This window comes from Pantoea sp. JK (assembly GCF_026130245.1).
In the GTDB taxonomy this organism is placed as follows: domain Bacteria; phylum Pseudomonadota; class Gammaproteobacteria; order Enterobacterales; family Enterobacteriaceae; genus Pantoea; species Pantoea trifolii.
The window spans coordinates 36,948-59,818 of the sequence record NZ_JAINFN010000008.1; the positions used below are offsets into that span (position 1 = coordinate 36,948).

Here is a 22,871-nt window from a genome sequence, read left to right on the forward strand (position 1 = left end):
CGGCGGCGCTGCTTATGAGAGACGAGAATGAGTAACGTGACTTCATCAGCCGGTAAAATTCAGGTCCGTAATCTGAACTTCTATTACGGTAAGTTTCACGCGCTGAAAAACATCAACCTGGATATCACCAAAAACCAGGTGACCGCGTTTATCGGCCCATCAGGCTGCGGTAAATCCACTTTGCTGCGCACCTTCAACAAAATGTACTCGCTCTATCCGGAGCAGCGTGCAGAAGGTGACATCCTGCTGGATGGCGATAACATTCTGGCTTCCAATCAGGATATCGCCCTGCTGCGCGCGCGCGTCGGCATGGTGTTCCAGAAGCCGACGCCGTTCCCGATGTCGATTTATGACAACATCGCCTTCGGCGTGCGTCTGTTTGAAAAGCTGTCGCGTGCCGATATGGATGAGCGCGTGCAGTGGGCGCTGACCAAAGCCGCGCTGTGGAATGAAACCAAAGACAAGCTGCATCAGAGCGGTTACAGTCTCTCCGGCGGCCAGCAGCAGCGTCTGTGCATCGCGCGCGGCATCGCCATTCGCCCGGAAGTGTTGTTGCTGGATGAGCCTTGCTCCGCGCTGGATCCGATCTCAACCGGTCGTATCGAAGAACTGATCACCGAACTGAAGCAGGATTACACTGTGGTGATCGTGACCCACAACATGCAGCAGGCCGCGCGTTGTTCTGACCACACCGCTTTCATGTATCTGGGCGAGCTGATTGAGTTCAGCGATACCGATACCTTGTTTACTAAGCCCGCACAGAAGCAGACCGAAGATTACATCACCGGTCGTTACGGCTGATTCAGGAGACGCACATGGATAATTTAAATCTGAACAAACACATCTCCGGTCAGTTCAACGCGGAGCTGGAGCACATTCGCACGCAAGTGATGATCATGGGCGGCATGGTTGAGAAGCAGCTGATGGACGCCATCACCGCGATGCACAACCAGGATGGCGAGCTGGCGCGTCACGTGATCGACGGCGACCAGAAGGTCAACATGATGGAAGTGGAGATTGATGAAGCCTGCGTGCGCATCATCGCCAAACGCCAGCCCACCGCCAGCGATTTGCGTCTGGTCATGGCGATCATCAAGACCATTTCTGAACTGGAACGCATTGGCGATGTGGCGGAAAAAATCAGCCGCACCGCGCTGGAGAAGTTCAGCCAGCAGCACCTGCCGCTGCTGGTGAGCCTTGAAGCGCTGGGTCATCACACCGTGCAGATGCTGCATGACGTGCTGGATGCGTTTGCGCGCATGGATCTCAACGAAGCCATCAAAATCTACCGTGAAGATAAGAAGGTGGATAAAGAGTACGAAGGCATCGTGCGTCAGTTGATGACCTACATGATGGAAGATCCGCGCACCATCCCAAGCGTGCTGACCGCGCTGTTCTGCGCACGCGCCATCGAGCGTATCGGCGATCGCTGCCAGAACATCTGCGAAATTATCTTCTATTTTGTCAAAGGTCAGGATTTCCGTCATGTGGGCGGCGACAAGCTGGATGAACTGCTGTCGGGCGATGATGGCAGCAATAAACCCTCTTGATTGACGCGTCGGCGGCCCGTTGCCACTGTGGCTAACGGGCTGCCTGCTTAAATTCTGTCTGTTCTCAGCGATTCCCTCTCTTTATACTTGGCGCACTTTTTTCTGCCAGGTGCTGTTACATGTCCTCCCCAACTCCTAAAAAACAAGCCATTACACCGGCGAAAGCCATGGTGGCTGCGATCAGCGGCTACGCGATGGATGGATTTGATCTGCTGATTCTTGGTTTTATGCTGCCAGCGATCAGCGTCTCGCTGGCGCTCGATCCCTCTCAGGCCGGTTCGCTGGTCACCTGGACGCTGATCGGCGCGGTGATCGGCGGCATTGTGTTTGGTCATCTGAGCGATCGTTATGGTCGCATCCGCATTCTTACCGTCACCATTCTGGTGTTCTCGGTGTTCACCGGCCTGTGTGCGGTGGCGCAAGGCTATTGGGATCTGTTGGCGTACCGCACGCTGGCGGGTGTGGGATTGGGTGGCGAGTTCGGCATCGGCATGGCGCTGATTGCCGAAGCCTGGCCGAAAGAGAAGCGCAACCGCGCCTCGGCGTGGGTCGGCATTGGCTGGCAGCTCGGTGTACTTCTGGCGGCCTTTATCACGCCGCCGCTGCTGAGCGTGATTGGCTGGCGCGGCATGTTCCTCGTCGGTTTGCTGCCGGCGCTGGTGTCGTTTGTGATCCGCCGCAGCATGGGCGAGCCGGAAAGTTTTACCCGCCACGTTGAGAGAACGCCGCAGCTCTCCTTTGCCGCACGCATTAAATTGCTGTTTGCCGACCGCGCCACCAGCAAAGCCAGCCTGGGAATTTTCATTCTCTGCTCGGTGCAGAATTTTGGTTACTACGGATTGATGATCTGGATGCCGAGCTATCTGTCATCCAACTTCGGGTTCAGCCTGACCAAATCTGGCCTGTGGACCGCCGTCACGGTGGTGGGCATGACCTTCGGCATCTGGCTGTTTGGCGTGCTGGCCGATCGCTTCGCGCGCTGGAAAATCTTCCTGCTGTATCAGTTCGGCGCGGTGGTGATGGTGGTGGTGTACGCGCAGCTGCGCGATCCGACGGTGATGCTGTTTACCGGCGCGCTGATGGGGATGTTTGTGAACGGCATGATTGGCGGCTACGGTGCGCTGATTTCCGACACCTTCCCACCGCAGGCACGCGCGACGGCGCAGAACGTGTTGTTTAATTTGGGGCGTGGCGTGGGCGGATTTGGTCCATTGGTGATTGGCCTGCTGGCCACCAATATCTCTTTCACCGCCGCGATTACGCTGCTGGCACTGATTTATCTGCTGGATATCGCCGCCACGCTGTTCTTGCTGCCGAAGAAGCAGAGCAACGAGGATTCGTTGGGGGCGATTGGCTGATTACCCTCACCCTCACCCTAACCCTCTCCCGCAAGCGGGAGAGGGAATAGTTAGCACGATCAGCTCCTTCTCCCGCTTGCGGGAGAAGGTTGGGATGAGGGCCAGCGCGCACCTTACTTCACCAAATTCCACCCACGCGCACGCCACAGATCCGGCAACTGCGCCATATCATCAAAGCGCGTCACCAGCGGATGATCTAATTCAGGATTGTGCGCATCGGCGCAGTAGTAAAACACCGGAATCCCGGCGGCGATGCCCGCGCGCGCGCCAGCCTCGGAATCATCCACCAGAATGCACTTCTCAATCGGTACCTGCATCTGCTCGGCGGCGTGATACATCAGCTCTGGATCCGGCTTCCAGTGATTAATGTCATAACCGCTATACAGCTTGCCATCGAGATACGGCAGCATGCCGGTCAAGCCCAGCGAATGTTGCATCTTCTTCACCGTGCCGTTGGAAACCACGCACATCTTCACTTTGACACTTTCCACCAGCGCTTTGGCACCGGCAATCGGTTTTAAATCGAGATCAAACAATCTAGCCACTTCGGCACGATAGGCGGTTTCTACCTCTTCAAGCGGCAACTCAACCTGATGTTCGGCCGCCACATCGCGGATGATGTCGTAAAGCTTCACCCCTTTATACTGCTCAAACATCTGCTGCAGAGAGCGTTCAATACCGTAGCGGGCAAAGGTGTTGACGTAAGCTTGCGTACAGATCACTTCGCTGTCGACCAGCGTGCCGTCGCAATCAAAAAAAATACATTCAACCGACATCGCACATCATCCTTTTGTTAAACAATAAGCTGACACTCTAGCGCACTGGGCGCAGAAAGCGACCCTGAGCAACCGGTTGCGAAAAATCAGTGTTTTGCCGCGCTAAACTCTATAGGATACGCGGCGATAAATTTTTTAGCGGAACAGTGGAATGACTAATCAGGGCCTTTTGCAGCGTATCTTCAAACTGCAGGAACACGGAACCACAGTGCGCACCGAAGTGATTGCCGGTTGCACGACTTTCCTGACGATGGTGTACATCGTTTTCGTTAACCCGCAAATTCTCGGTGTGGCGGGCATGGATACGCAGGCCGTGTTTGTTACTACCTGCTTGATTGCCGCGTTCGGCAGCATTCTGATGGGGCTGGTGGCGAATCTGCCGGTGGCGCTGGCGCCGGCGATGGGCCTGAACGCCTTCTTCGCCTTTGTGGTGGTCGGTGCCATGGGTTATTCGTGGCAGATTGGTATGGGCGCGATTTTCTGGGGCGCGCTGGGTCTGCTGATCCTTACGCTGCTGCGTGTGCGTTACTGGATGATTGCCAACATTCCGCTCAGCCTGCGCGTGGGTATCACCGCCGGTATCGGCCTGTTTATCGCCATGATGGGGCTGAAAAACGCCGGCATCATCGTGCCAAACGCCGATACCATCGTTGCCGTTGGCAATCTGACCTCGCACAGCGTGCTGCTTGGAGCGCTCGGTTTCTTCATCATCGCGATTCTGGCTTCTCGCAATATCCATGCGGCGGTGCTGGTGTCGATTGTGGTGACGACTGCGCTGGGCCTGATCATTGGCGATGTGAAATTCAGCGGCGTGTTCGCGGCGCCGCCTGCGATCACTTCCGTTGTCGGCCAGGTCGATATCAAAGGCGCGTTCAACATCGGCATGGCCGGTGTGATCTTCTCCTTTATGCTGGTCAATCTGTTCGACTCATCCGGCACGCTGATTGGCGTGACCGATAAAGCCGGGCTGACTGACGAGAAAGGCACTTTCCCGCGCATGAAGCAGGCGCTGTACGTCGATAGCATCAGTTCGGTGACCGGTTCGCTGATTGGTACCTCATCGGTAACCGCCTACATTGAAAGTTCGTCCGGTGTTGCGATCGGCGGTCGTACTGGCTTGATGGCGGTGATCACCGGGATTCTGTTCCTGCTGGTGATGTTCCTGTCACCGCTGGCGGCGATGGTGCCCTCTTATGCGGCGGCGGGTGCGCTGATTTACGTTGGCGTATTGATGACGGCGTCGCTGTCACGCGTGCAGTGGGACGATCTCACCGAAGCAGTGCCAGCATTCGTTACTGCGGCGATGATGCCTTTCAGCTTCTCGATCACCGAAGGTATCGCGCTGGGCTTTATCTCTTACTGCGTGATGAAGTTGGGGACCGGCCGCTGGCGTGAAATCAGCCCGTGCGTGGTGGTAGTCGCGCTGCTGTTCGTGCTGAAAATCGTCTTTATCGACGCCCACTAAATAGAAGAGGCCGCTGATGTGGCCTTTTTTATGACGGATGTCCCATCTCATGCGGCGTGACCAAACTGGTGAGGCGCAAGGTACGCGGCCCGATATTGGGTTTGCTCATCTCGACATCGCGCAGCGCTTGCCACTGCTGCGCGCCATCAATCTCCCACAAGTGTAAGCGTTCGGTGCCGGGCGACAGCGCGCATGACCACACCAGCGTTGGCTCAGCATCACACACCGCCTGAATATCGGGAAACACGGTGGAACGCAGCCGACCGGCCGCAGGATGCAAACGCAGTGAATCAATGCCGCTATTGGTTTCGCCGGTGAGCTTGAGAATGCTTTGGCGCAGCGTCCAGATTTGCGTCACCGCTTCCATGAAATCCTGCTGCGCGTTGATCCAGGCTTTTTCGCCGGAGGAGAGATCCTGCGTCAGCATATCCTGCGTTTGACGGCTGTGTGCGCGCACAATCTCCATATCCAATCCGGCGCGCCCGCCTTCTTCGGCCAGTAGCACACCGATGGTGTTGCCAGCGTAGGAAATACTGAAGTCGGGCAGGTTAGTATCGGCAAAGCAGGGACGTCCGCTGCTGGAGGTCGTCAGCGCGGGGAGTTCGCGAATGCCATAAACGCGCAGCATCAGTTGCGCCAGCAGTTCACGCGCGGCAAGAAAGCGTCCGCGACGCTTGTCAGCGAAGCGCTGAGCGCTGTTGATCACTTCCTGTGGCACCCGCATATTCTCGGAAGAAAAGGGCGGATTACCTATCCAACGTACAAAATGACTAGCCATCTGTCGCTCCGTGAAAATGGTCGAATAATCATCAGTGCTATTGTAAGAATTTTCTCATGGGTTTGCATCCGGCTTAAGATGGAATAGGCGATATTTCAGATAAGGACGAAGCCAGGCGGCAATCCCATTTGGCAACTTTGCATAGAACGCTTTTGCAGATTCGTGTCTCAACGGATGCCGAACGGCCTGATGTGGTGTAGGATTTGGACAGTAAAAAGGCACAGTGAAGTGCGCTAACCAATTCATTCATCTGCCAATCGTGCGCATCTTAGAAGCATGCACGTCGGAGTTTTCTATGTCAGTTACCGCTATTTCTCGCCAGGAATCGATCTCGCTTGATGAGTTTCGTCACGGCATGCGTCGCTTAACCGCGGGTGTTTCTCTGGTTACCACCGAATTTCAGGGCGAAAAGCTGGGGCTGATTGCGACGTCGGTCAGTTCGCTGGCGGCTGAGCCACCAAGTCTGCTGGTGTGCGTCAATCGTAGCGCGTCCAGTCATGATGCCTTTATCGCCGCCGGCCATTTTGCCGTTAACGTGCTGCGTGAACAGCATGACGACTTATGTGCCCAGTTCAGCCAATCCTCACGCCGCGACGAGCGCTTCCAAAGTGGTACATGGCAGACATTAAATACCGGCGCGCCGATTTTAGCTGATGCGCTGGTGAGCTTTGATTGTCAGCTGGAGAAGGTGGTGGAGTGGAACACGCACAGCGTGCTGCTGGCGCGTATCGTGGGGATCGCTCTGCATGGTGAAGCGGCAGAGCCGATGATCTACTTCAACAGCGGCTTCCATTCACTGGGATAACCGCTTAAAACCGGCGTCGTGGACTCAGCCCGACGCCTTTTCTCAATCAGGCAAAGGTGCTGGCTTCATCAAAGCCCAGACGCGGCAGACGCGCATGCAGTTTGCTGGCTTCACCATAGCCGAGATTGATCAGTAAGTTCACCTGCCATTTACTCTCGCTGAAGAACGCCTCGTTCACTTTTGACGGATCGAAACCGGACATCGGGCCCGCATCCAGGCCCAGCGAACGCGCGGCCAGAATCAAATAACCTGCTTGCAAGCTGCTGTTACGGAAAGCGGTTTCTTTCGCCAGATCCGGGCTGCTGGTAAACCAGCTGCGCGCATCACCGTGCGGGAACAGCTTTGGCAGCGCTTCGTAGAATTCAGGATCCCACGCCACGATCACCGTCACCGGTGCCGCCATGGTTTTATCAACGTTGCCGGAGGAGAGCGCGGGTTTCAGCTTCTCTTTGCCTTCCTGCGAGGTCACAAATACAAAACGGCCTGGCGAGCAGTTAGCGGAGGTTGGGCCCAGCGCGGTCAGGCTATAGAGCTGCTTCAGCACGTCCTGCGAAACCGGTTTGTCCTGCCAATAACTGTGGGTGCGGGCTTCATTGAACAGCGCGTTCAGCGCCACGCTGTCGAGCGTTGTACTCATGTTTCTCTCCTGTTCAGGCAGCAACTTGCGCCCAATATTTAGCATGAATAATGAATGTACCCAGCAGGACCTGTTCGCCGGGCAGTGATCGTTATACTGCAAAGGCGTTGGGGAGCCAAATAACAAAGACGCATGATTACCGTGAGCCAGGTTCACATGAATGCGCACCCTACATTAGAACGCCGTAGGGTCGCCATTCATGGCGACCACGTAACAGGTCATTACTTACCAATACAGAAACTGGAGAAGATTCTGCCCAGCAGATCGTCGGAGGTGAATTCGCCGGTGATTTCGCTCAGCGCCTGCTGCGCTAAGCGTAACTCTTCTGCCAGTAATTCCCCGGCCCACGCGCCTAACAGCTGATGCTTGCCCTGCTGCAAGTGCGTTGCGGCTAGCTCCAGCGCTTGCAGATGGCGGCGGCGGGCGAGGAATCCGCCTTCCATGTTGCCAGCAAATCCCATGCTCTGTTTCAGGTGATCGCGTAGCGCTTCCACACCTTCCCCGGTGCGCGCCGAGAGACGAATCAGTGAGTGACCGTTCACTTCAGTGAGGCCCAGCTCTTCGCCGGTCATATCCGCTTTGTTACGCACCACGGTAATTGGCAGCGCTTCCGGCAAACGGGCAACAAAATCTGGCCAGATGGCGGCGGCTTCAGTCGCGTCGGTGGTGGTGCCATCGACCATAAACAGCACGCGGTCGGCCTGCTCGATCTCCTGCCACGCGCGCTCAATACCGATGCGCTCGACTTCGTCGCTGGCTTCTCGCAAACCTGCGGTATCGATGATGTGCAGCGGCATGCCGTCAATGTGGATATGCTCGCGCAGCACGTCGCGCGTGGTGCCAGCAATATCGGTGACGATCGCCGCTTCGCGCCCGGCTAAGGCATTCAGCAGGCTCGATTTCCCGGCATTGGGACGACCGGCAATCACCACCTTCATCCCTTCACGCAGCAGGCTGCCCTGACGCGCTTCGGCACGCACGCCATCAAGGTCGCCGATCACCACATTGAGCTGGGCTTCAATTTTGCCGTCGGAAAGGAAATCGATCTCTTCATCCGGGAAGTCGATGGCCGCTTCTACATAGATGCGCAGGTGAGTAAGTGCTTCCACAAGCGCGTTGATGCGCAGGGAAAATGCGCCCTGCAACGAGTTCACCGCCGAGCGGGCGGCTTGCTCTGAGCTGGCATCGATCAGATCGGCAATCGCTTCGGCTTGCGCTAAATCGAGCTTGTCGTTGAGGAAGGCGCGTTCCGAGAATTCGCCTGGCTGGGCAATGCGCAAGCCGGGCAGCGCCACGATGCGTTTCAGCAGCAGGTCGAGAATTACCGGGCCGCCATGGCCTTGCAGCTCCAGCACATCTTCACCGGTAAAGGAGTTCGGGCCAGGAAACCATAGCGCAATGCCCTGATCGAGCACGCTGCCATCGGCATCGGTAAAGGGCAGATAGTCGGCATAGCGCGGTTTTGGCAGCTTGCCGAGCACGGCTTGCGCCACCTCAGCGGCTTTTGCGCCGGAGATACGCAGAATGCCGACGCCGCCGCGGCCGGGAGGCGTCGCCTGGGCAACAATAGTGTCGCTGTGGCTCATGATTCACCTTTTCTCAAAACAAAAAAACAGGGCGACATAAATGCCGCCCCTTAATTATACGCTGCTGCTGGTTGCAGTCAGACGTTACGCTTTCTTCTTGTCGCGGCTATGCAGACCACGTTTTTCCAGGCCGCGATAAATCAGCTGCTGCTGGAGAATGGTCACCAGGTTGCTGACGATGTAGTACAGCACCAGACCTGATGGGAACCACAGGAAGAACACGGTAAAGATAACCGGCATGTAGGTCATGATCTTCTGCTGCATCGGATCGGTCACGGTAGTCGGTGACATCTTCTGAATGAAGAACATGGTGATACCCATGATGATCGGCAGAATGTAGTACGGGTCCTGCGCTGACAGGTCATGAATCCACAGAATAAACGGCGCATGACGCAGTTCAACCGAGCCTGACAGCATGTAGTACAAGGCCAGGAAGATTGGCATCTGGATAACCAGTGGCAGACAGCCGCCCAGCGGGTTCACTTTCTCCGCCTTATACAGCGCCATCATTTCCTGGCTCTGCTTCTGCTTATCATCGCCCAGACGTTCACGCATCGCCTGAATCTTCGGCTGCAGCATACGCATCTTCGCCATCGAGGTGTACTGCGCTTTGGTCAGCGGGTACATGATGCCACGTACGATGAAGGTGATAACGATAATGGAGAAGCCCCAGTTACCGATGAAGCTGTGGATGAACTTCAGCAGCTTAAACAGCGGCTGAGAGATGAACCACAACCAGCCGTAATCCACGGTCAGATCCAGGTGCGGCGCGATGGCTGCCATCTGGTCCTGAATTTCCGGGCCGACCCACAGTGTTGCGCCGAGATCCTGCTGTGCGCCTGCGCCAACGGTAACCGGTGCAGATTTGTAGCCAATTGCCGCGATGCCATTGCCGAGGTTGCTGGTGTACAGCGTGTTGTTACCCTGCGTGCGTGGCACCCATGCGGTAGCAAAGTACTGCTGCAGCATCGCCACCCAACCATTGCTGGTGGTGGTATTCAGGTTCTCATTATCCGCGATGGTGTCGAATTTATATTTTTCGTATTTCGCATCGCTGGTTGAGTACGCTGCGCCACGGAAGGTGTGCAGAGCAAAGTTGTTGCTGCCGGTATCACGGTGCTTAGGCACGTCGATGGTCTGCTTCAGCTGACCAAACATCGACACTTCCAGCGGCTGCTGAGTGGTGTTGTTGATGTTGTAGTCAACGTTTACCGCATACTCACCGCGCTTGAAGATGAACGTCTTGGTGTAAACCACGCCGTTTTCACCGGTCCAGGTCAGCGGCACGCGCAGTTCGCTCTGGCCATCCGCCATCACGAAGCTTTCTTGCGAAGTGGTATACAGCGGACGTGCGCCATTGTTCGGGTTATCCGGACCGTTACGGCCCGTTAAGCCGCTCTGCGCCTGATAAACGAAGGCAGGTGTGGTTTCAAGCAGCTGGAACGGTGCGTCTGAACCCAGTTTGTCCGGGTAAGTCAGCAGCTGAGCCTGCTCAATATCGCCACCACGCGTATTGATGTTGAGTGACAGGACATCTGTCTTAACGGTGATCGTTTTGCCCTGTCCGCTAGCCGGCACGCCGGAAGTGGCGGCATCACCCGCTGCGCTGCTTGTGTTTTGCGTGGTCTGGGTTTGCTGTGGCTGCGGAGCGTGGTCCGTCTGCCAGGCTTGCCAGATCATAAAAGACACGAACAGAAAAGCGATGAGAAAGAGATTGCGTTGCGAATCCATCGTTAATGTTCTCTGGTATCAAAGGTTTTTGGCGGCACAGGATCGTCACCACCCGGGTTCAAAGGGTGGCATTTTAATACGCGTTTTATCGTCAACCAACTGCCTTTTACAACGCCAAAGCGGCGTAAGGCCTCAATCCCATACTGCGAACAGGTGGGATGGAACCGGCAATGAGGTCCCAGCAGTGGGCTGATGGCGCGTTGATAAACGCGTATCAGGGCAATCAGGAGCCGCGAGCCAGGCGACAGTGACGACGCCATAGTTTCTCCAACGCTTCCGTCAGCGCACGGTTATCCAGGTCAGCAATCCCTTTTTTAGCCACGATCACAAAATCCATCGCAGGGAGCTCATGTTGACGCAGACGAAAGCTTTCGCGGGTCAATCGCTTGATCCGGTTGCGTTCATGGGCACGTTTTACATGTTTTTTTGCGACGGTGAGACCGATGCGGGGATGCCCCAGCGCGTTAAGTCGGCCGAGTATGGTGATTTGCGGCGTACCGGCTCGTTGTGGCTGCTGGAAGACGAAAGTGAAATGAGTGGGAGTTAACAAACGTAACTCCCTGGGAAATGCGAGCTTAACCACGAGGGTTAGCTTTATTACTTAGAAACGGTCAGACGAGAACGGCCTTTAGCACGACGACGTGCCAGAACCTGACGACCATTTTTTGTTGCCATACGAGCACGGAAACCGTGTGAACGGTTGCGCTTCAGTACGGACGGTTGAAAAGTGCGTTTCATGGCGATTTCTACCTAAACTTGAAAATTTTCACTGGGTGACGCGTTTTCGGGCCAGTAAATCGACCAACGCCTCAATGTGTCTTTAATAAAGAGGCGGGATTGTAATAATTGTACAGTCCAGAGTCAATTTACTTCGCTGGTCGCGGCACCTGGAAACCCAGATACAGCCCGCTGATTCCGGGCATCAAGGCTTCACGCAATAATGCCGGGTGGGGAATTATACGGGCTGTGGGTTAAAGCGCAAGGATCGCGCAGGATCTTCTTGCGATCAATTTGCAGATTTGTTGCGCAGAAACGAGAGCTCGCCAGAAAAATTACCGCTTTCAGCCACATTAACGCTGGCTTTTTTCGCAGAAAGCGTAAACTCATTATCGCTTCAGCAGCCTGTGGATAAATTGGATCAAAACTGTGTAGAAAGGGAAGATCTCTGTGCGGCTTTACGTTATGATCCGCCCTTCCGCTGACGATCCTTACTGCGATCGCCGGGGAAGACTACCGCGAATAGCGGTCGCAGGCGCTTTCCAACCGTCTGTGTCTAAAAATTACGTTTCTATTTATTAGCGCCTAAAATTCTTATCGATTTTGTACGAGTGGAGTCCGCCGTGTCACTTACGCTTTGGCAACAGTGTCTTGCCCGTTTGCAGGATGAGCTTCCTGCCACCGAATTCAGCATGTGGATTCGTCCGCTGCAAGCTGAATTGAACGACAATACGCTGACCTTGTATGCACCAAATCGGTTTGTACTCGACTGGGTTAGAGATAAATATCTCAATAGTATCAATGGGCTGCTGAATGAATTCTGCGGTGCAAATGTGCCGTTACTGCGTTTCGAAGTCGGCACGCGTCCTGCCGCACAGGTGACAACCAGCCAACCGGCGATGGCCACGTCCAGTTACAGCGCACCTGCACCGATTGAAAATCGTCCCGCGCCGACGCAAATCCTGCGTCCAAGCTGGGATTCTGTGCCTGCGCCGGCGGATGTCACTTACCGCTCCAATGTGAATAACCGTCATAACTTCGACAACTTCGTTGAAGGTAAATCGAACCAGCTGGCGCGCGCGGCGGCACGTCAGGTGGCGGATAATCCTGGCGGCGCGTATAACCCACTGTTCCTTTATGGCGGCACCGGCCTGGGTAAAACTCACCTGTTGCACGCGGTGGGTAACGGCATTATTGCGCGCAAGCCCAATGCCAAAGTGGTGTACATGCACTCTGAGCGTTTTGTGCAGGACATGGTTAAAGCCTTGCAGAACAACGCCATCGAAGAGTTCAAGCGTTACTACCGCTCGGTTGATGCGCTGCTGATCGATGACATTCAATTCTTTGCCAATAAAGAGCGCTCGCAGGAAGAGTTCTTCCATACGTTTAACGCGCTGCTGGAAGGCAATCAACAGATCATCCTGACCTCGGATCGTTATCCAAAAGAGATCAACGGCGTAGAAGATCGCCTGAAATCACGTTTTGGCTGGGGATTAACTGTGGCGATCGAGCCGCCAGAGCTGGAAACGCGCGTCGCGATCCTGATGAAGAAAGCCGATGAAAACGATATTCGTCTGCCAGGTGAAGTCGCCTTCTTTATTGCTAAGCGTTTACGTTCCAACGTTCGTGAGCTGGAAGGCGCGCTGAACCGCGTGATTGCCAACGCGAACTTTACCGGTCGCGCCATTACTATCGATTTTGTGCGCGAAGCGTTGCGCGATCTGCTGGCGCTGCAGGAAAAGCTGGTCACCATTGATAATATTCAGAAAACGGTGGCCGAGTATTACAAAATCAAAGTGGCGGATTTGCTATCGAAACGCCGTTCGCGTTCGGTAGCGCGTCCGCGCCAGATGGCGATGGCGATGGCGAAAGAGCTCACCAACCACAGCTTGCCGGAGATTGGCGATGCGTTTGGTGGCCGCGACCATACCACCGTGCTTCACGCTTGCCGTAAAATCGAGCAGCTGCGTGAAGAGAGCCACGACATCAAAGAAGATTTCTCTAACCTCATTCGAACACTATCTTCCTGACGCATATGAAATTTATTGTAGAACGTGAGCAGTTACTGAAGCCACTGCAACAGGTTAGCGGTCCACTTGGCGGACGCCCGACGCTGCCGATCCTGGGAAATTTACTGCTGCAGGTGAGCGAAGGCTCGCTGCGCTTGACCGGTACCGATCTGGAAATGGAAATGGTAGCCCGTGTTGCGCTGACGCAGCCGCACGAGCCGGGCGCCACCACGGTTCCCGCGCGTAAATTCCTCGATATTTGCCGCGGTTTGCCGGAAGGCGCGGAGATCAGCCTGACGCTGGAAGGCGACAGAATGCTGGTGCGCTCTGGCCGCAGCCGTTTCTCGCTGTCAACGTTGCCCGCCAGCGACTTCCCGAATCTGGATGACTGGCAGAGCGAGGTGGAATTCACCTTACCGCAGGCGACGTTGAAACGTCTGATCGAAGCCACGCAGTTCTCAATGGCGCATCAGGATGTACGTTATTACCTCAACGGTATGTTGTTCGAAACCGAAGACGAAGAGTTGCGTACCGTCGCCACCGATGGTCACCGCCTTGCGGTGTGCTCCATGCCGATTGGTCAGGCGCTACCGAACCATTCGGTGATCGTGCCGCGTAAAGGTGTGATTGAGCTGATGCGTTTACTGGATGGCGGCGAAACGCCATTGCAGGTGCAAATCGGTAGCAGCAACATCCGCGCACACGTGGGCGACTTCATCTTTACGTCGAAACTGGTTGATGGCCGTTTCCCGGATTATCGCCGCGTACTGCCGAAGAATCCCGACAAAGCGCTGGAAGCTGGCTGTGATATTTTGAAGCAGGCATTTGCGCGTGCGGCAATTCTCTCGAATGAGAAATTCCGCGGCGTTCGCATCTATATCACGGAAAATCAGCTCAAGATCACGGCGAATAATCCTGAGCAGGAAGAAGCAGAAGAGATGCTGGATGTCTCTTACAACGGCACCGATCTGGAGATCGGTTTCAACGTCAGCTATGTGCTGGATGTGTTGAATGCGCTGAAGTGCGAGAACGTGCGTTTGCTGCTGACCGATGGCGTTTCAAGCGTGCAGATTGAAGATGTTGCCAGTCCGGCTGCAGCCTACGTCGTCATGCCAATGCGCTTGTGATCATGCCATTCCCCCTCCCACTTGTGGGAGGGGGCTAGGGGGAGGGACAGCGAGCAGATAACCTATTTCGCTGTCTTTCCCCCACCCAGCCTCCCCCGCAAGCGGGGGAGGTGAAAACCACTTCGACCCGGACTTTTCATGGCTTTAACCCGCCTCCTGATTAAAGATTTTCGCAACATCGAGCAGGCCGATCTGGCCTTAGCGCCGGGCTTTAATTTCCTGGTCGGTGCCAACGGCAGCGGCAAAACCAGCTTGCTGGAGGCGATTTACACGCTGGGGCACGGTCGCGCGTTTCGCAGTTTGCAAGCGGGCCGCGTGATTCGTCATGAGCAGGACGCCTTTGTGCTGCACGGTCGTATTGAAGGCAGCGAACGAGAATTGTCGGTCGGTTTAACTAAGAATCGTGCTGGCGACAGTAAAGTGCGTATTGATGGCAGCGATGGCCACAAAGTGGCGGAGTTGGCGCAGTTGCTGCCGATGCAGTTGATTACGCCGGAAGGGTTTGCTTTGCTCAATGGCGGTCCAAAATACCGGCGTGCCTACATCGATTGGGGCTGTTTTCACGCTTCGCCCGGATTTTTCCATGCCTGGAGCAATTTGCGTCGTCTGCTCAAACAGCGCAATGCTGCGCTGCGTCAGGTTTCGCGCTATAGCCAGATTCGTCCGTGGGATCAGGAACTGGTGCCGCTAGCTGAGCAGATCAGTGCCTGGCGGGCCGAATACAGCGCGGCGATTTCCCGCGAGATCATCGCCACCTGCGGCCAGTTTTTACCGGAGTTTGAGTTGGCGTTCTCTTTCCAGCGCGGCTGGGATAAAGAGAGCGACTACGCCGAACTGCTGGAACGCAATTTCGAGCGCGACCGCGCGCTCACCTACACCGCCAGCGGCCCGCATAAAGCCGATTTTCGTATTCGTGCCGAAGGTACGCCGGTGGAAGATTTACTCTCACGCGGTCAATTGAAACTGCTGATGTGTGCGCTGCGCTTAGCGCAGGGCGAATACCTGACGCGCAGCAGCGGACGACGCTGTTTGTATTTGATTGATGACTTTGCCTCAGAGCTGGATGACACCCGTCGTCGGCTGTTAGCTGAACGCCTAAAAGCCACGCAGGCTCAAGTATTTGTCAGCGCCATTGGTGTCGAGCATGTAATCGACATGAGTGATGAAAAGGGCAAGATGTTCCGCGTGGAACAGGGTAAAATAGTGGTTCAACCTGAAGATTAAATGAGCGAGAAACGTTGATGTCGAATTCTTATGACTCCTCAAGTATCAAAGTCCTGAAAGGGCTTGATGCGGTACGCAAACGCCCGGGCATGTACATCGGCGATACGGATGACGGCACCGGTCTGCATCACATGGTATTCGAAGTCGTGGATAACGCAATCGACGAAGCGCTCGCCGGTCACTGTAGTGATATTACCGTTACTATTCATGCAGATAACTCTGTCTCAGTGCAAGATGATGGCCGTGGTATTCCTACCGGCATTCACCCGGAAGAGGGCGTCTCTGCTGCTGAAGTGATCATGACCGTCCTGCACGCCGGCGGTAAATTTGATGATAACTCGTATAAAGTTTCCGGTGGTCTGCACGGCGTTGGCGTTTCAGTGGTAAACGCCCTGTCGCAGAAGCTGGAGCTGACCATTCGCCGTGAAGGCAAAGTGCATCAGCAGGTTTATCAGCACGGCGTGCCGCAGGCACCGCTGGCAGTATCGGGTGATACCGATGCAACCGGTACTCGCGTGCGTTTCTGGCCGAGCTACGAAACCTTCACCAACGTGATTGAGTTTGAGTACGACATCCTGGCGAAACGCCTGCGTGAACTGTCGTTCCTGAACTCTGGCGTCTCAATTCGTCTGGAAGACAAACGCGACGGCAAGAACGATCACTTCCACTACGAAGGCGGCATCAAGGCGTTTGTTGAGTATCTCAACAAGAACAAAACCCCAATCCATCCAACGGTGTTCTACTTCTCGACGGAGAAAGATGGCATCGGCGTGGAAGTGGCGCTGCAGTGGAACGATGGTTTCCAGGAAAACATCTACTGCTTCACCAACAACATTCCACAGCGCGACGGCGGTACGCACCTGGCCGGCTTCCGTGCGGCAATGACACGTACGTTGAACGCCTACATGGACAAAGAAGGCTACAGCAAAAAAGCCAAAGTCAGCGCCACCGGTGACGATGCGCGTGAAGGCCTGATTGCCGTGGTTTCCGTGAAAGTGCCGGATCCGAAATTCTCTTCTCAGACCAAAGATAAGCTGGTCTCTTCAGAGGTCAAATCGGCGGTTGAGCAGCAAATGAACGAACTGCTGGCGGAATACCTGTTGGAAAACCCGTCTGACGCAAAAATCGTGGTCGGCAAAATTATCGATGCGGCGCGTGCGCGTGAAGCTGCCCGTCGTGCACGTGAAATGACTCGCCGTAAAGGCGCGCTGGATTTGGCCGGTCTGCCGGGCAAATTGGCCGACTGTCAGGAGCGCGATCCGGCGCTGTCTGAAATCTACCTGGTGGAGGGTGATTCTGCAGGCGGTTCAGCCAAACAGGGTCGTAACCGTAAGAATCAGGCGATTCTGCCGCTGAAAGGTAAAATCCTTAACGTAGAGAAAGCGCGTTTCGACAAGATGCTCGCTTCACAGGAAGTTGCCACGCTGATCACCGCGCTGGGTTGTGGTATCGGCCGTGATGAATACAATCCGGACAAACTGCGTTATCACAGCATCATCATCATGACCGATGCGGACGTCGACGGCTCGCACATTCGTACGCTGCTGTTGACCTTCTTCTATCGTCAGATGCCAGAAATCGTGGAACGTGGTCACGTCTACATTGCTCAGCCGCCACTGTATAAAGTGAAGAAAGGCAAGCAAGAACAGTACATTAAAGACGACGAAGCGATGGACCAGTATCAGATTTCTATCGCACTCGACGGCGCAACGCTGCACACCAACGCCAGCGCACCGGCATTGGGCGGCCAGCCGCTGGAAACGCTGGTGGCTGATTTCAACGGCACGCAGCGTATGATCAAACGTATGGAGCGCCGTTTCCCTACGGCCCTGCTGCGCGGCCTGATCTACCATCCAACCTTAAGCGACCTCAGCAATGAAGCCGATGTTAAGAGCTGGATTGACGGTTTAGTGGCCTATTTGACCGAGCGTGAAGCGCACGGCAGCAGCTACCTGGCGCATGTCCGTGCTAACCATGAGCAGAATCTGTTTGAGCCGGTGCTGCGTGTGCGTACGCACGGCGTGGATACCGATTATCCGCTGGACAGTGAGTTCATCGATGGACCGGAATACCGCAAAATCTGTGCGCTAGGCGAGCAGCTGCGCGGCCTGATCGAAGAAGATGCTTATATCGAACGTGGCGAACGCCGTCAGCCGGTCACCAGCTTCGAGCAGGCGATTGAGTGGCTGGTGAAAGAGTCGCGTCGCGGCCTGTCAGTGCAGCGTTATAAAGGTTTGGGTGAGATGAACCCAGAGCAGCTGTGGGAAACCACCATGGATCCCGATAGTCGCCGCATGTTGCGCGTGACCATCAAGGATGCGATTGCTGCCGATCAGCTGTTCACCACCTTGATGGGCGATGCGGTAGAACCACGTCGCGCCTTCATTGAAGAGAATGCGCTGAAAGCCGCCAACATCGATATTTAATCGACACGGCAAAACGTAAAAACCCTTCCCTGGTGGAAGGGTTTTTTGTTTTCAGCGTGGTAACTCAACAACGCTCACAATGAGAAAAAATCTTAAGTTAGGCGCATAACTGGTCAATGTGAGCTGAATCGCGCTAGCATTGATCAAAACCCTGACTCAACGAGGACGTTATGGCTATAAAACTGGTAGCAATCGATATGGACGGCACGCTGCTCAATCCGCAGCACGAGATCACGCCTGCAGTTAAATCGGCCATTGAGCGCGCACATAAAAAAGGTGTGATGGTGGTGCTCACTACCGGCCGTCCGTTCGTCGGTATTCAGCGCTATCTGATAGAGCTGAATCTGGTTGATGAAGGCCAATATTGCATCAGCTACAACGGTGCGCTGGTGCATCGCGCTAATGATGGCGAGTGCGTCGCGGAAATCACGCTGGGTTTTGATGACTATTTATATATCGAACAGCTGGCGCGCGACCTTGGCGTCCACTTCCAGGCCTTCGACAAATCCTTCCTCTATACGCCGAACAAAGACATCAGCGAATTCACCATCCACGAAGCGAGCCTGACCGGCATTCCGGTGCGCTATCGTTCCGTGGAAGAGATGGATCGCGCCACGCGTTTCCCTAAGCTGATGATGATCGATAAGCCCGATCTGCTGGATTCTGCCATTCAGCGCTTGCCGCAACAGGCACGCGATAACTACACCCTTCTCAAAAGCGCGCCTTACTACCTCGAAATCCTCGATTCCCGCGTGAATAAAGGTCAAGGCGTGAAAATGCTGGCTGAGAAGCTCGGCCTGGCGCGTGAAGAAGTGATGGCGATTGGCGATCAGGAAAACGATCTGGCGATGATTGAGTATGCTGGAACCGGCGTAGCAATGGGCAATGCTATTGATTCCGTGAAGAAAATCGCGCAGTTCATTACCAAAACCAATATGGAAGACGGCGTAGCGCACGCCATTGAAGAGCTGGTGCTGTAAACCCTTCTTATTTCTTCTCACGCTTTTTTTGATCGCCATAAATGGCGACCCTACAAACCTCACCAAGCCATCGTAGGGTCGCCATTCATGGCGACCTTATCGCATCATCGCACATGCATTGTCTATTTTGTGATCCAGATTGTAGTACAACTTAACGTTATGGTACTACAATCGACGGCACAGGTCAGGGCGGCCGTTAGGCTTCGCTCCGCGAAAGCAGTAATCTGATGCGTAACTGCCTTTCACTGAATGGAACATCATGACGCAAGAACAATTAAGCAAAACAGAGCGCATCATCCTGACGCTGGGTGAAGAGATTGTGGCCGGCAAATTTGTACCGGGCGCGGCGTTACCCGCCGAAGCTGAGCTGTGTGAACGCTTCGGCACCTCGCGCAATATCATCCGCGAAGTGTTTCGCTCGCTAATGGCGAAACGTTTGATGGAGATGAAGCGCTATCGCGGCGCGTTCGTCACGCCGCGCAATCACTGGAACTATCTCGATAGCGACGTATTGCAGTGGGCGCTGGCGCACGATCAGGACCCGCGTCTGATTGCCGCCATGAACGAAGTGCGCGTGCTGGTTGAGCCGCAGATTGCGCGCTGGTCTGCTGAACGCGCCACCTCAAGCGATCTGGCTGCGATTGAACAGGCGTACAACGACATGGTGGCTAACCACCTCAATCGTGATGCCTTTAATGATGCGGATATCCGCTATCACGAAGCGGTGCTGAATTCGGTACACAATCCGGTGCTGCAGCAGCTCAACGTGGCGATCAGCCAGCTGCAAAAAGCGGTGTTCGCGCAAACCTACATGGCGGACGAAGGCAACATGCCGCGCACGCTCGACGAACATAAAGCGCTGTTCGATGCCATTCGTCATCAGGATGGCGATGCCGCCGAGTTGGCGGCGAAAGCGATGATTGCCAGCTCAACGGCGCGACTCAAGGAGATTATGTGACCAGCTATATCGCGATTGATTGGGGCTCAACCAACCTGCGCGCCTGGCATTATCAAGCCGGCGTTTGTATTGATGAGCGCCGCTCTGAAGCTGGCGTTACGCGCCTTGGCGATCGCACGCCAGCTGAAGTATTTGCTAGCGTCACTGCGGGTTGGCCAGTCAACGACGTGCCGGTGGTGATGGCGGGCATGGTGGGCAGCAATGCCGGCTGGCTGTCGGTGCCGTATCTCTCCTGTCCGGTGGCGCTGGGCGAAATCGCTGGCCGCCTGACGCGCGTTGAGGAGAAAGCGTGGATCGTGCCGGGATTGAGTGTGGAACGTGCTGACAACTACAACGTGATGCGCGGTGAAGAGACGCAGCTGCTCGGCGCGGTGGAACTGCAACCTGCGCCGCTCTACGTGATGCCAGGCACGCACGCTAAATGGGTGCAGATGGAACAGGATCGCGTGCTGGATTTCCGCACCGTGATGACCGGTGAACTGCATCATCTGCTGCTGAAACAGTCGCTGATTGGCGCGGGTTTACCCGAGCAGCAAGCGAACGCGGCGGCTTTCCACGAAGGTGTGCAAGTCGGCAGCAACGATGCTTCGATTCTCTCGCGCCTGTTTGAAGTCCGCGCTTCTCACGTGCTCGGTGCACGCGACCGCCGCCATATCAGTGACTTTCTTTCAGGCTTGCTGATTGGTCACGAAGTGGCGCTGATGACGCAACAGGCCAACGCCACCAGCCAACCGATCACCATTATTGCCGGTAGCGCGCTGGCGCAACGTTATCAGCAGGCGCTGCAGTTTATCGGCATGGATTCAGTCACGCTGGAAGGCGATCGTGCTTTCCAGCACGGAATAAGGAGTATTGCGAATGTCCTGGCAAACTAAAGTCCCGCTGATCGCCATTCTGCGTGGCATCACGCCGGATGAAGCCGAAGCGCACGTTGGCGCACTGATTGACGCGGGTTTCGATGCGATTGAAATCCCACTTAACTCGCCGGAGTGGGCGAAAAGCATCGGCGCGATGGTGAAAACCTTCGGCGATAAAGCGCTGATTGGCGCCGGTACGGTGCTGAATCCGGCGCAGGTCGATGAGCTGGCGACGCTGAACAGCAAATTAGTCGTCACGCCGAACACCGATGCCGCCGTGATCCGCCAGGCGGTCGCCAAAGGGATGATCGTCGCCGCCGGTTGCGCCACCGCGACCGAAGCGTTTGCCGCCTTACAGGCCGGTGCGCAGGCGTTGAAAATTTTCCCGTCGTCAGCCTTTGGGCCGGGCTACATCAAAGCGCTGAAAGCCGTGCTGCCGCCGGAAGTGCCGGTGTTTGCCGTGGGCGGCGTGACGCCGGAAAACCTGCATGAATTTATGGCCGCAGGCTGCATTGGCGCGGGTCTGGGCAGCGATCTCTATCGCGCCGGCCAACCGCTGTCGCGCACTGTGGAACAGGCTCGCGCATTTATTGCTGCATATAAGGACGCTGTACGATGAAAATTACCAAACTGACCACTTATCGCCTGCCGCCGCGCTGGATGTTCCTGAAAATCGAAACGGACGAAGGCATTGTCGGCTGGGGCGAACCGGTGATTGAAGGCCGCGCGCGCAGCGTAGAAGCGGCGGTGCATGAGCTGTCGGAATATCTGATTGGTCAGGATCCGGCGCGCATCAACGATTTATGGCAGGTGATGTATCGCGGTGGCTTCTATCGCGGCGGCCCGATTCTGATGAGCGCCATCGCCGGTATCGATCAGGCATTGTGGGATATCAAAGGCAAAGCGCTCGGCGTGCCGGTTTATCAACTGCTGGGCGGTTTGGTGCGTGACAGCATCAAAGCCTACAGCTGGGTGGGCGGCGATCGTCCGGCGGATGTGATTGATGGCATCAAGAAACTGCGCACCATCGGTTTTGATACCTTCAAACTCAACGGCTGCGAAGAGATGGGCATTATCGATAACGCGCGCAAAGTCGATGACGCGGTGAATACCGTGGCGCAGATCCGTGAAGCCTTTGGCAAAGAGATTGAATTTGGCCTCGATTTCCACGGCCGCGTCAGCGCGCCAATGGCAAAAGTGCTGATCAAAGAGCTGGAGCCGTATCGCCCGCTGTTTATCGAAGAGCCGGTGCTGGCGGAGCAGGCGGAATATTATCCGCGGTTGGCGGCGCAAACTCACATCCCCATCGCCGCTGGCGAACGCATGTTCTCGCGCTTTGAGTTCAAACGCGTGCTGGAAGCGGGTGGACTGGCGATTCTGCAACCGGATCTGTCACACGCGGGCGGCATCACCGAGTGCTACAAAATTGCTGCGATGGCCGAATCTTACGATGTGGCGCTGGCTCCACACTGTCCGCTGGGCCCGATCGCGCTGGCAGCGTGCCTGCACGTTGACTTCGTCTCACGCAATGCGGTGTTCCAGGAGCAGAGCATGGGGATTCACTATAATCAGGGCGCTGAACTGCTCGATTACGTGATCAATAAAGACGATTTTAAAATGGATGACGGTCATTTCTATCCGTTAAATAAACCGGGCCTCGGCGTGGAAATTAATGAAGAGCTGGTGATCGAGCGCAGTAAAAATGCACCTGACTGGAGAAACCCGCTTTGGAGATTCCCCGACGGTTCAGTTGCCGAATGGTAATTAACACGCACTAAAAATAGTCATTTGAAAATATCTATATGCCGGTGAAATAGGGCATAGGGCTTCGCTCAGCCTGTTTCCCGGCACAGCTTATTTACCGTTGACGCGGTTTTACCTTTGATA

At 55.4% G+C, this 22,871-nt stretch carries 22 protein-coding genes; 14 read left to right on the forward strand and 8 right to left on the reverse strand.

Going from position 1 to position 22,871, the window contains the following annotated elements:
• The first annotated feature begins 27 nt into the window (after positions 1 to 27).
• From pstB to PanJK_RS17090, 3 genes are all read left to right on the forward strand, one after another.
• Positions 28 to 801, forward strand: a complete 774-nt coding sequence (gene pstB, locus PanJK_RS17080) for a phosphate ABC transporter ATP-binding protein PstB (protein ID WP_007893584.1) — start codon at positions 28 to 30, stop codon at positions 799 to 801.
• Between the two features lie 14 nt (positions 802 to 815).
• On the forward strand, positions 816 to 1,550 hold the full coding sequence (phoU, locus tag PanJK_RS17085) for a phosphate signaling complex protein PhoU (protein ID WP_007893583.1): 735 nt from the start codon (positions 816 to 818) through the stop codon (positions 1,548 to 1,550).
• A 119-nt stretch (positions 1,551 to 1,669) separates the two neighbouring features.
• Complete coding sequence (locus tag PanJK_RS17090) at positions 1,670 to 2,908, forward strand: MFS transporter (RefSeq protein ID WP_265301388.1); 1,239 nt, start codon at positions 1,670 to 1,672, stop codon at positions 2,906 to 2,908.
• Between the two features lie 113 nt (positions 2,909 to 3,021).
• Here the strand turns inward: PanJK_RS17090 and yieH are convergent, their stop codons facing one another.
• The gene (yieH, locus tag PanJK_RS17095; protein ID WP_265301391.1) at positions 3,022 to 3,684 is read right to left on the reverse strand and encodes a 6-phosphogluconate phosphatase; all 663 of its coding nucleotides are present in this window, start codon (positions 3,682 to 3,684) and stop codon (positions 3,022 to 3,024) included.
• A gap of 151 nt (positions 3,685 to 3,835) precedes the next feature.
• On the opposite strand from yieH, the gene PanJK_RS17100 reads away from it, so the two are divergent.
• Complete coding sequence (locus PanJK_RS17100) at positions 3,836 to 5,149, forward strand: NCS2 family permease (protein WP_101763902.1); 1,314 nt, start codon at positions 3,836 to 3,838, stop codon at positions 5,147 to 5,149.
• 28 nt (positions 5,150 to 5,177) lie between these two features.
• Here the strand turns inward: PanJK_RS17100 and PanJK_RS17105 are convergent, their stop codons facing one another.
• Positions 5,178 to 5,927 carry a 4'-phosphopantetheinyl transferase family protein gene (locus PanJK_RS17105; protein WP_265301394.1) on the reverse strand — a complete coding sequence of 250 codons (750 nt, stop codon included), beginning with the start codon at positions 5,925 to 5,927 and terminating at the stop codon, positions 5,178 to 5,180.
• 295 nt (positions 5,928 to 6,222) lie between these two features.
• Here PanJK_RS17105 and PanJK_RS17110 point away from each other — a divergent pair, with 295 nt between their 5' ends.
• Complete coding sequence (locus PanJK_RS17110) at positions 6,223 to 6,732, forward strand: flavin reductase family protein (RefSeq protein ID WP_265301396.1); 510 nt, start codon at positions 6,223 to 6,225, stop codon at positions 6,730 to 6,732.
• Positions 6,733 to 6,778: 46 nt separating this feature from the next.
• Here PanJK_RS17110 and PanJK_RS17115 read toward each other — a convergent pair whose 3' ends face one another.
• From PanJK_RS17115 to rpmH, 6 genes are all read right to left on the reverse strand, one after another.
• On the reverse strand, positions 6,779 to 7,369 hold the full coding sequence (locus tag PanJK_RS17115; RefSeq protein ID WP_265301398.1) for a malonic semialdehyde reductase: 591 nt from the start codon (positions 7,367 to 7,369) through the stop codon (positions 6,779 to 6,781).
• Positions 7,370 to 7,590: 221 nt separating this feature from the next.
• Complete coding sequence (gene mnmE / locus PanJK_RS17120) at positions 7,591 to 8,955, reverse strand: tRNA uridine-5-carboxymethylaminomethyl(34) synthesis GTPase MnmE (protein ID WP_137386828.1); 1,365 nt, start codon at positions 8,953 to 8,955, stop codon at positions 7,591 to 7,593.
• Between the two features lie 84 nt (positions 8,956 to 9,039).
• Positions 9,040 to 10,686, reverse strand: a complete 1,647-nt coding sequence (gene yidC / locus PanJK_RS17125) for a membrane protein insertase YidC (protein WP_265301400.1) — start codon at positions 10,684 to 10,686, stop codon at positions 9,040 to 9,042.
• A 2-nt stretch (positions 10,687 to 10,688) separates the two neighbouring features.
• The gene (gene yidD, locus PanJK_RS17130) at positions 10,689 to 10,946 is read right to left on the reverse strand and encodes a membrane protein insertion efficiency factor YidD (protein WP_007893564.1); all 258 of its coding nucleotides are present in this window, start codon (positions 10,944 to 10,946) and stop codon (positions 10,689 to 10,691) included.
• Positions 10,910 to 11,269: a ribonuclease P protein component gene (rnpA, locus tag PanJK_RS17135; protein WP_036648555.1), complete on the reverse strand. Its 360-nt coding sequence runs from the start codon at positions 11,267 to 11,269 to the stop codon at positions 10,910 to 10,912. The genes yidD and rnpA overlap by 37 nt, the downstream gene beginning before the upstream one ends.
• A gap of 14 nt (positions 11,270 to 11,283) precedes the next feature.
• The gene (rpmH, locus tag PanJK_RS17140) at positions 11,284 to 11,424 is read right to left on the reverse strand and encodes a 50S ribosomal protein L34 (RefSeq protein ID WP_003849659.1); all 141 of its coding nucleotides are present in this window, start codon (positions 11,422 to 11,424) and stop codon (positions 11,284 to 11,286) included.
• A 602-nt stretch (positions 11,425 to 12,026) separates the two neighbouring features.
• Between rpmH and dnaA the strand changes: the two genes are divergently transcribed.
• The 9 genes from dnaA to dgoD all read left to right on the forward strand — a co-directional run bounded on the left by dnaA (position 12,027) and on the right by dgoD (position 22,748).
• A complete protein-coding gene (gene dnaA / locus PanJK_RS17145; protein WP_008105301.1) occupies positions 12,027 to 13,433 on the forward strand; it encodes a chromosomal replication initiator protein DnaA in 1,407 nt (468 codons plus the stop codon).
• Positions 13,434 to 13,438: 5 nt separating this feature from the next.
• On the forward strand, positions 13,439 to 14,539 hold the full coding sequence (gene dnaN, locus PanJK_RS17150; protein ID WP_265301405.1) for a DNA polymerase III subunit beta: 1,101 nt from the start codon (positions 13,439 to 13,441) through the stop codon (positions 14,537 to 14,539).
• Positions 14,540 to 14,677: 138 nt separating this feature from the next.
• Entirely contained in the window at positions 14,678 to 15,763 is a 1,086-nt protein-coding gene (recF, locus tag PanJK_RS17155) for a DNA replication/repair protein RecF (protein WP_265301407.1), read from the forward strand.
• 17 nt (positions 15,764 to 15,780) lie between these two features.
• Positions 15,781 to 18,189: a DNA topoisomerase (ATP-hydrolyzing) subunit B gene (gene gyrB, locus PanJK_RS17160; protein WP_265301409.1), complete on the forward strand. Its 2,409-nt coding sequence runs from the start codon at positions 15,781 to 15,783 to the stop codon at positions 18,187 to 18,189.
• Positions 18,190 to 18,359: 170 nt separating this feature from the next.
• Entirely contained in the window at positions 18,360 to 19,169 is an 810-nt protein-coding gene (gene yidA / locus PanJK_RS17165; RefSeq protein WP_265301411.1) for a sugar-phosphatase, read from the forward strand.
• Between the two features lie 259 nt (positions 19,170 to 19,428).
• Positions 19,429 to 20,127: a FadR/GntR family transcriptional regulator gene (locus PanJK_RS17170; RefSeq protein WP_265301413.1), complete on the forward strand. Its 699-nt coding sequence runs from the start codon at positions 19,429 to 19,431 to the stop codon at positions 20,125 to 20,127.
• On the forward strand, positions 20,124 to 21,002 hold the full coding sequence (locus PanJK_RS17175) for a 2-dehydro-3-deoxygalactonokinase (RefSeq protein WP_256697906.1): 879 nt from the start codon (positions 20,124 to 20,126) through the stop codon (positions 21,000 to 21,002). The genes PanJK_RS17170 and PanJK_RS17175 overlap by 4 nt, the downstream gene beginning before the upstream one ends.
• Positions 20,986 to 21,603: a 2-dehydro-3-deoxy-6-phosphogalactonate aldolase gene (locus PanJK_RS17180; RefSeq protein WP_265301416.1), complete on the forward strand. Its 618-nt coding sequence runs from the start codon at positions 20,986 to 20,988 to the stop codon at positions 21,601 to 21,603. The genes PanJK_RS17175 and PanJK_RS17180 overlap by 17 nt, the downstream gene beginning before the upstream one ends.
• Positions 21,600 to 22,748: a galactonate dehydratase gene (gene dgoD, locus PanJK_RS17185; protein ID WP_007893527.1), complete on the forward strand. Its 1,149-nt coding sequence runs from the start codon at positions 21,600 to 21,602 to the stop codon at positions 22,746 to 22,748. Before PanJK_RS17180 ends, dgoD begins: the two co-directional genes overlap by 4 nt.
• Positions 22,749 to 22,871: the final 123 nt, after the last annotated feature.